The sequence below is a fragment of the Streptomyces mayonensis genome, from assembly GCF_018982965.1.
GTDB classification, from domain to species: Bacteria; Actinomycetota; Actinomycetes; order Streptomycetales; family Streptomycetaceae; genus Streptomyces; species Streptomyces mayonensis.
Map to the genome: position 1 here is coordinate 1 of NZ_JACBYP010000211.1, position 5985 is coordinate 5985.

5 protein-coding genes and 2 pseudogenes are annotated in these 5985 nt (G+C 51.8%); 1 reads left to right on the top strand and 6 read right to left on the bottom strand.

Going from position 1 to position 5985, the window contains the following annotated elements:
• The 3 genes and pseudogenes from HZS56_RS36955 to HZS56_RS36965 all read right to left on the bottom strand — a co-directional run.
• Positions 1 to 232 (bottom strand): annotated as a pseudogene (locus tag HZS56_RS36955) (hypothetical protein); the annotation flags it as partial.
• A gap of 49 nt (positions 233 to 281) precedes the next feature.
• Positions 282 to 1364 (bottom strand): DNA-binding transcriptional repressor LacI, encoded by a 1083-nt coding sequence (gene lacI, locus HZS56_RS36960; protein ID WP_000805902.1) that lies wholly within the window; start codon positions 1362 to 1364, stop codon positions 282 to 284.
• Between the two features lie 79 nt (positions 1365 to 1443).
• Positions 1444 to 1728: pseudogene (locus HZS56_RS36965) on the bottom strand (MFS transporter); the annotation flags it as partial.
• 109 nt (positions 1729 to 1837) lie between these two features.
• Between HZS56_RS36965 and HZS56_RS36970 the strand changes: the two are divergent.
• Positions 1838 to 2620 (top strand): flavodoxin family protein, encoded by a 783-nt coding sequence (locus HZS56_RS36970; protein WP_216725190.1) that lies wholly within the window; start codon positions 1838 to 1840, stop codon positions 2618 to 2620.
• Positions 2621 to 3341: 721 nt separating this feature from the next.
• Here HZS56_RS36970 and aph(3')-Ia read toward each other — a convergent pair.
• The 3 genes from aph(3')-Ia to HZS56_RS39245 all read right to left on the bottom strand — a co-directional run bounded on the left by aph(3')-Ia (position 3342) and on the right by HZS56_RS39245 (position 5852).
• Complete coding sequence (aph(3')-Ia, locus tag HZS56_RS36975) at positions 3342 to 4157, bottom strand: aminoglycoside O-phosphotransferase APH(3')-Ia (RefSeq protein ID WP_000018329.1); 816 nt, start codon at positions 4155 to 4157, stop codon at positions 3342 to 3344.
• A gap of 1136 nt (positions 4158 to 5293) precedes the next feature.
• A complete protein-coding gene (locus HZS56_RS36980) occupies positions 5294 to 5485 on the bottom strand; it encodes a Rop family plasmid primer RNA-binding protein (RefSeq protein ID WP_000165985.1) in 192 nt (63 codons plus the stop codon).
• Between the two features lie 103 nt (positions 5486 to 5588).
• Positions 5589 to 5852 (bottom strand): site-specific integrase, encoded by a 264-nt coding sequence (locus tag HZS56_RS39245; protein WP_003660253.1) that lies wholly within the window; start codon positions 5850 to 5852, stop codon positions 5589 to 5591.
• Between the last annotated feature and the right edge of the window lie 133 nt (positions 5853 to 5985).

A 5985-nucleotide genomic window follows, 5' to 3' on the forward strand; every position in this document is an offset into this window, starting at 1 on the left:
TGACGAAGGCTTGAGCGAGGGCGTGCAAGATTCCGAATACCGCAAGCGACAGGCCGATCATCGTCGCGCTCCAGCGAAAGCGGTCCTCGCCGAAAATGACCCAGAGCGCTGCCGGCACCTGTCCTACGAGTTGCATGATAAAGAAGACAGTCATAAGTGCGGCGACGATAGTCATGCCCCGCGCCCACCGGAAGGAGCTGACTGGGTTGAAGGCTCTCAAGGGCATCGGTCGAGATCCCGGTGCCTAATGAGTGAGCTAACTTACATTAATTGCGTTGCGCTCACTGCCCGCTTTCCAGTCGGGAAACCTGTCGTGCCAGCTGCATTAATGAATCGGCCAACGCGCGGGGAGAGGCGGTTTGCGTATTGGGCGCCAGGGTGGTTTTTCTTTTCACCAGTGAGACGGGCAACAGCTGATTGCCCTTCACCGCCTGGCCCTGAGAGAGTTGCAGCAAGCGGTCCACGCTGGTTTGCCCCAGCAGGCGAAAATCCTGTTTGATGGTGGTTAACGGCGGGATATAACATGAGCTGTCTTCGGTATCGTCGTATCCCACTACCGAGATATCCGCACCAACGCGCAGCCCGGACTCGGTAATGGCGCGCATTGCGCCCAGCGCCATCTGATCGTTGGCAACCAGCATCGCAGTGGGAACGATGCCCTCATTCAGCATTTGCATGGTTTGTTGAAAACCGGACATGGCACTCCAGTCGCCTTCCCGTTCCGCTATCGGCTGAATTTGATTGCGAGTGAGATATTTATGCCAGCCAGCCAGACGCAGACGCGCCGAGACAGAACTTAATGGGCCCGCTAACAGCGCGATTTGCTGGTGACCCAATGCGACCAGATGCTCCACGCCCAGTCGCGTACCGTCTTCATGGGAGAAAATAATACTGTTGATGGGTGTCTGGTCAGAGACATCAAGAAATAACGCCGGAACATTAGTGCAGGCAGCTTCCACAGCAATGGCATCCTGGTCATCCAGCGGATAGTTAATGATCAGCCCACTGACGCGTTGCGCGAGAAGATTGTGCACCGCCGCTTTACAGGCTTCGACGCCGCTTCGTTCTACCATCGACACCACCACGCTGGCACCCAGTTGATCGGCGCGAGATTTAATCGCCGCGACAATTTGCGACGGCGCGTGCAGGGCCAGACTGGAGGTGGCAACGCCAATCAGCAACGACTGTTTGCCCGCCAGTTGTTGTGCCACGCGGTTGGGAATGTAATTCAGCTCCGCCATCGCCGCTTCCACTTTTTCCCGCGTTTTCGCAGAAACGTGGCTGGCCTGGTTCACCACGCGGGAAACGGTCTGATAAGAGACACCGGCATACTCTGCGACATCGTATAACGTTACTGGTTTCACATTCACCACCCTGAATTGACTCTCTTCCGGGCGCTATCATGCCATACCGCGAAAGGTTTTGCGCCATTCGATGGTGTCCGGGATCTCGACGCTCTCCCTTATGCGACTCCTGCATTAGGAAGCAGCCCAGTAGTAGGTTGAGGCCGTTGAGCACCGCCGCCGCAAGGAATGGTGCATGCAAGGAGATGGCGCCCAACAGTCCCCCGGCCACGGGGCCTGCCACCATACCCACGCCGAAACAAGCGCTCATGAGCCCGAAGTGGCGAGCCCGATCTTCCCCATCGGTGATGTCGGCGATATAGGCGCCAGCAACCGCACCTGTGGCGCCGGTGATGCCGGCCACGATGCGTCCGGCGTAGAGGATCGAGATCTCGATCCCGCGAAATTAATACGACTCACTATAGGGGAATTGTGAGCGGATAACAATTCCCCTCTAGAAATAATTTTGTTTAACTTTAAGAAGGAGATATACCATGGGCAGCAGCCATCATCATCATCATCACAGCAGCGGCCTGGTGCCGCGCGGCAGCCATATGAAAAAAGTGTTCGTACTGATTGGCTCTCGTAAAAAAAACGGTAACACTGCGAGCTTCATCAAGTCTGTCACCGATCGCCTGGAAGATGAGCACTACGATGTTGAATTTGCATTCCCGCAGGATTATGACATTAATTTCTGTGACGGTTCTAACGACATCTTCATCGACACGGACTATTCCCTGAACGACGAGCTGGAAATCCTGCAAAACAAAATCCTGGAAAGCGACATTTTCATTATTGGTTCCCCTGTGTACGTGCATTCCATGTCTGCCGATCTGAAGCTGTTCATTGAACGTAGCGCATGGTGGGTTCACACCCTGCGTCTGCAGGGTAAACCGGTTATCGTTATGTCCACCTGCGGCTCTAACGGTCTGAAAACTGTCATCGAACCGCTGAGCGAAGTGATCACGTTTATGGGCGGTAATGTTATCGCGACCGCTAACGCTACCCAGATCCCAGACCGTCTGAACGATAAAGTATGGATCAAGGAGATCAGCGAAGAAATCATTACCCGTATCAACACTTACTCTGAACTGCCGCCGATGAGCAACAAATTTCTGGAAAAGGTTTTTAACGGCTCCAAACTGAACATTCTGGAACAGCTGAAACTGGAGGACAAAGTAAATACTAAATTCGGTGAACTGGTTTACTGGCAGAAAACCGGCATGATCAACTTCGATAACTTCTCTTCCTATCTGGAATACATCCAGCGCAAATAACTCGAGCACCACCACCACCACCACTGAGATCCGGCTGCTAACAAAGCCCGAAAGGAAGCTGAGTTGGCTGCTGCCACCGCTGAGCAATAACTAGCATAACCCCTTGGGGCCTCTAAACGGGTCTTGAGGGGTTTTTTGCTGAAAGGAGGAACTATATCCGGATTGGCGAATGGGACGCGCCCTGTAGCGGCGCATTAAGCGCGGCGGGTGTGGTGGTTACGCGCAGCGTGACCGCTACACTTGCCAGCGCCCTAGCGCCCGCTCCTTTCGCTTTCTTCCCTTCCTTTCTCGCCACGTTCGCCGGCTTTCCCCGTCAAGCTCTAAATCGGGGGCTCCCTTTAGGGTTCCGATTTAGTGCTTTACGGCACCTCGACCCCAAAAAACTTGATTAGGGTGATGGTTCACGTAGTGGGCCATCGCCCTGATAGACGGTTTTTCGCCCTTTGACGTTGGAGTCCACGTTCTTTAATAGTGGACTCTTGTTCCAAACTGGAACAACACTCAACCCTATCTCGGTCTATTCTTTTGATTTATAAGGGATTTTGCCGATTTCGGCCTATTGGTTAAAAAATGAGCTGATTTAACAAAAATTTAACGCGAATTTTAACAAAATATTAACGCTTACAATTTAGGTGGCACTTTTCGGGGAAATGTGCGCGGAACCCCTATTTGTTTATTTTTCTAAATACATTCAAATATGTATCCGCTCATGAATTAATTCTTAGAAAAACTCATCGAGCATCAAATGAAACTGCAATTTATTCATATCAGGATTATCAATACCATATTTTTGAAAAAGCCGTTTCTGTAATGAAGGAGAAAACTCACCGAGGCAGTTCCATAGGATGGCAAGATCCTGGTATCGGTCTGCGATTCCGACTCGTCCAACATCAATACAACCTATTAATTTCCCCTCGTCAAAAATAAGGTTATCAAGTGAGAAATCACCATGAGTGACGACTGAATCCGGTGAGAATGGCAAAAGTTTATGCATTTCTTTCCAGACTTGTTCAACAGGCCAGCCATTACGCTCGTCATCAAAATCACTCGCATCAACCAAACCGTTATTCATTCGTGATTGCGCCTGAGCGAGACGAAATACGCGATCGCTGTTAAAAGGACAATTACAAACAGGAATCGAATGCAACCGGCGCAGGAACACTGCCAGCGCATCAACAATATTTTCACCTGAATCAGGATATTCTTCTAATACCTGGAATGCTGTTTTCCCGGGGATCGCAGTGGTGAGTAACCATGCATCATCAGGAGTACGGATAAAATGCTTGATGGTCGGAAGAGGCATAAATTCCGTCAGCCAGTTTAGTCTGACCATCTCATCTGTAACATCATTGGCAACGCTACCTTTGCCATGTTTCAGAAACAACTCTGGCGCATCGGGCTTCCCATACAATCGATAGATTGTCGCACCTGATTGCCCGACATTATCGCGAGCCCATTTATACCCATATAAATCAGCATCCATGTTGGAATTTAATCGCGGCCTAGAGCAAGACGTTTCCCGTTGAATATGGCTCATAACACCCCTTGTATTACTGTTTATGTAAGCAGACAGTTTTATTGTTCATGACCAAAATCCCTTAACGTGAGTTTTCGTTCCACTGAGCGTCAGACCCCGTAGAAAAGATCAAAGGATCTTCTTGAGATCCTTTTTTTCTGCGCGTAATCTGCTGCTTGCAAACAAAAAAACCACCGCTACCAGCGGTGGTTTGTTTGCCGGATCAAGAGCTACCAACTCTTTTTCCGAAGGTAACTGGCTTCAGCAGAGCGCAGATACCAAATACTGTCCTTCTAGTGTAGCCGTAGTTAGGCCACCACTTCAAGAACTCTGTAGCACCGCCTACATACCTCGCTCTGCTAATCCTGTTACCAGTGGCTGCTGCCAGTGGCGATAAGTCGTGTCTTACCGGGTTGGACTCAAGACGATAGTTACCGGATAAGGCGCAGCGGTCGGGCTGAACGGGGGGTTCGTGCACACAGCCCAGCTTGGAGCGAACGACCTACACCGAACTGAGATACCTACAGCGTGAGCTATGAGAAAGCGCCACGCTTCCCGAAGGGAGAAAGGCGGACAGGTATCCGGTAAGCGGCAGGGTCGGAACAGGAGAGCGCACGAGGGAGCTTCCAGGGGGAAACGCCTGGTATCTTTATAGTCCTGTCGGGTTTCGCCACCTCTGACTTGAGCGTCGATTTTTGTGATGCTCGTCAGGGGGGCGGAGCCTATGGAAAAACGCCAGCAACGCGGCCTTTTTACGGTTCCTGGCCTTTTGCTGGCCTTTTGCTCACATGTTCTTTCCTGCGTTATCCCCTGATTCTGTGGATAACCGTATTACCGCCTTTGAGTGAGCTGATACCGCTCGCCGCAGCCGAACGACCGAGCGCAGCGAGTCAGTGAGCGAGGAAGCGGAAGAGCGCCTGATGCGGTATTTTCTCCTTACGCATCTGTGCGGTATTTCACACCGCAATGGTGCACTCTCAGTACAATCTGCTCTGATGCCGCATAGTTAAGCCAGTATACACTCCGCTATCGCTACGTGACTGGGTCATGGCTGCGCCCCGACACCCGCCAACACCCGCTGACGCGCCCTGACGGGCTTGTCTGCTCCCGGCATCCGCTTACAGACAAGCTGTGACCGTCTCCGGGAGCTGCATGTGTCAGAGGTTTTCACCGTCATCACCGAAACGCGCGAGGCAGCTGCGGTAAAGCTCATCAGCGTGGTCGTGAAGCGATTCACAGATGTCTGCCTGTTCATCCGCGTCCAGCTCGTTGAGTTTCTCCAGAAGCGTTAATGTCTGGCTTCTGATAAAGCGGGCCATGTTAAGGGCGGTTTTTTCCTGTTTGGTCACTGATGCCTCCGTGTAAGGGGGATTTCTGTTCATGGGGGTAATGATACCGATGAAACGAGAGAGGATGCTCACGATACGGGTTACTGATGATGAACATGCCCGGTTACTGGAACGTTGTGAGGGTAAACAACTGGCGGTATGGATGCGGCGGGACCAGAGAAAAATCACTCAGGGTCAATGCCAGCGCTTCGTTAATACAGATGTAGGTGTTCCACAGGGTAGCCAGCAGCATCCTGCGATGCAGATCCGGAACATAATGGTGCAGGGCGCTGACTTCCGCGTTTCCAGACTTTACGAAACACGGAAACCGAAGACCATTCATGTTGTTGCTCAGGTCGCAGACGTTTTGCAGCAGCAGTCGCTTCACGTTCGCTCGCGTATCGGTGATTCATTCTGCTAACCAGTAAGGCAACCCCGCCAGCCTAGCCGGGTCCTCAACGACAGGAGCACGATCATGCGCACCCGTGGCCAGGACCCAACGCTGCCCGAAATTCCGACAC